Origin of the sequence: Bacillus sp. AFS023182 (genome assembly GCF_002560575.1) — a bacterium.
GTDB lineage: Bacteria > Bacillota > Bacilli > Bacillales > Bacillaceae_G > Bacillus_A > Bacillus_A arachidis.
On record NZ_NTRO01000104.1, the window covers coordinates 1 to 3,277 of the forward strand.

The 3,277-nt window shown below is 30.9% G+C and carries 1 protein-coding gene and 1 pseudogene; both read right to left on the bottom strand.

Going from position 1 to position 3,277, the window contains the following annotated elements:
- Nucleotides 1–242, bottom strand: a pseudogene (locus CN288_RS29930) (VanZ family protein); the annotation flags it as partial.
- A 551-nt stretch (nucleotides 243–793) separates the two neighbouring features.
- Entirely contained in the window at nucleotides 794–1,468 is a 675-nt protein-coding gene (locus CN288_RS26725) for a recombinase family protein (protein ID WP_098303532.1), read from the bottom strand.
- Nucleotides 1,469–3,277 lie beyond the last annotated feature (1,809 nt).

Below are 3,277 nucleotides of genomic sequence, written 5' to 3' on the forward strand. Positions count from 1 at the left end.
AGTATAAGAATAGAAATACAAAATGAAGTAATAAATCTAATAAAGCTACAACGATATAACATAGGAATTAATACCCCAAAAGGTATGAATGCTGTTAAATTTCCAAAATTAAAAAACCATAGATTAAAATCTTCCCCATCTACCATATTTGGCAAGCCCAAAGGAATACTACTCGGAATTAACTGGAATTCATATTCATGGTTAATATATTTTAATCCCAATCTATCGAAACCAAGAAACATAAAGTAGAGGATCAGAACGGAATATAGTCCTAATATTGCGAGGGTAATGTTACGATGTTTTCCTTTGATAATAAAACCTCCTATTACTAATAATTGTTCTTATTAATACTTTTTCGAATTCGTATATTTTAAATATAACAATAAAACCATGTCGATGTAAGTAGTAATAATCGGTTCTGTTACAAAGATAAAATGAAAACCAGTAAAATGCATATAGGGGTACGGAAACGATTCAGGGTATGAGGGGCCACTCTGGGATTTAATTACAAATAAAAAAGAACTTTATTCAAGTTCTTTAAATCTACGATATAGGAGTCCCACCACATCACTATCAAGCTAACAAAACAAAATCCCCCTAAAATGAAAAAATCCGCTGACTTCTCGAAGTAATTAACTGTAGTGAAAGAAAATTTTTATTTTGGAGGTACATTAAAACTTTAGCTTGATGGCCATGGGGTACCGCCCACATTTTAACGAAAATATACGATAAACAAATTTCAAAATAAAATAAGCCGAATTTCCTACTCTAAGGAATATTCGGCTCATATGCTTTATTTAGGTTGTAATTTGTTCACTTCATATTCTTTTAGTATCTTATAAAAAGTATTTTTCTTAAGTCCTAATAGTTCCATAAATTTAACTCCGCTTATTTCTCTATTTTTCCACTTTGGATAAGTTTCTTCTATTAGAATTAGTTGCTTTTGGTTTAATGCTGAAAGATTAAGTTGAGGACGCCCTAAATGCCTACCTTGAGATTTAGCAATTGTAATACCTTCCGCTTGTCGCTGACGAATCTTTTTACGTTCTTGATCCGCAACATAGGAAAGCAAAGATAAAAATTGATCTTCCATTAATCGGCCCATATCACCCATCTCACGAAATTTCCGACTATCAAACAGGGTTTCATTTTCTAAAACTACGATATCAGCTTGTAATTCTCTTGTTATATACTTCCATTCTGAAATTACCTCATCATAATTACGGCCCATACGATCTAAGGCATCTATGTAAACAATATCACCTGTACTTAATATCTTTCGTAATAATTGATATTGAGGGCGATCAAAATGTCGTCCACTTGCTTTATCGACAAAGATGCGTCGAGCTTCCACTCCTCGTTCCATCATCTTATGTAACTGACGTTGTTCATTTTGATCTTTTGTACTTACACGTATATATCCATAAATATTTGCCACGTTTTGTACTCTCCTTACATTTGTTACCACAATTATACCATTTTTGTTTATAAAGGTATTCGTTAAAAATAAACGTTTATAAAATGATTCGAATTACCTTTATAAACTTGATATTTCAACGTTTCATAGATAGGGCCTTTTAGTTTGTAAAGGTATACCTTTACAAACGCTCGTTCACTTTTTAGGACGGTTCACTTGTAAAACCCACCAATTGTGACTTTGCGCATAAATAATCTAAGTATTAAATACCTGAATATTTATAATACTTAGTATAAATGATATCAATTTACTATAATATGTAATTTATGTAAAATCATAATTAAGCTAAACTCTTCTTTAAATTCTTGCCCCTAACAAGGATTTAAAGACCATGCTATTTTTAGCTACAAATGCGTAAAAAGAAAAAAGCCAAATCTATACAGAATTTGGCTTTTTTCTTTGGAGTTCATGTAAATAACAACTTGAACCCACTACTCTTTTTCAAATGTAATTGTATTTTATCATATTTTAAACGTTTTGTTGTTAGATTTTTTAACTTATCAGAAAGTTCCGGGTGAATATTTAGAACAATCTTTATCCTATGATATTGCCCCCTAATTACTTGTATATAATAGAAAGTAAAACTAAGTTCATGACTTTTTATAATTTGTAAAATTAATCATTAAATTCTTATAGCTAATGTGTACCAAAAGGTGTGTTTTGTTTTCGGTATAAAACTAAAATTATTTTCATACCTTTTGATACTGCACAAACAAATTAGTAATAAATTCCCTTCTATGGATATCATCACTATTTTTATCTATAATACCTAAATTAATAGTTAATGTATTATCATAAAAAAGTGATGGTTATTACCCTTTCTCTGTCTCCTTATGCCATAGATAAGACCAAATCTGGTCTTATCTTTTTTATTTATGGGTTCTTGCTACACATCCATTAACTTAAAAAAATCTTTTGTTATGAGATATTTGTTGTCATTGGCTTGATGGCAGTGTGGCGATACCTATTAAAACGAGGAATGAGTGTAAAAATACACAAAAACCCCGAATCATGGACTTTTTTTAAGTGTCCATGACTCGGAGGACAGTTCATTGTATAGTGACCCCATACCCATCAACTTAAGAATATTAATTGTTCCCCAAAATAAAAAAATGAACTGAATTTTCATGTACAGCTATGAAGAGATAAAACTTTAGTTTTTGGATACTCTAAAATATTAGCTTGATGTTTATGTATGGTGCCCCCTACATGGACATGCATTTTATTCAGCAAACTAACTTCACCTTCGAAATCCTCATTTATTTCAGCTTCATCATATCCATTCCTCTTTTCTACAAAATGAAATTTTTATTAATTTCTCTAACATTCGTGAATACTTGTTCAAATATCGTGCAAATTATAGATAAGCCGCCAGCCATAATTCTATTACCATGAAATTGCGCTAAACTCTATCTCCTTAATAGGCAGTTGTGACAACCGAGCAGTTGGTTTATTAAGCCAGCTGCTTTGTTACATATATTTTCAATGTAGGTACATACTACCTTTGTAGAGCTTGATTAATTGCCATTTGAGAAGCTCTCCTTCTGTTTAGGAGAATAGCTTTAAAAGCTGTTCTCCTCTATTTATTGAGACAAAGTTTTTGTTCTCAAATAAAGTTTTTATTAAATTTAACTCATGAATAATTTTTGGAATTTTGGCCATACTATTTATGGGCTGTTACAAATATAGCTCAATCAATTGTTCATTCACGGGGCAGACAGTTCAACAAACTGTCTGCCAAAATATTTTTCTATAATTAATCATTACGCTATAAAGAGAAGGGTTCTGGTGCGAAAACTT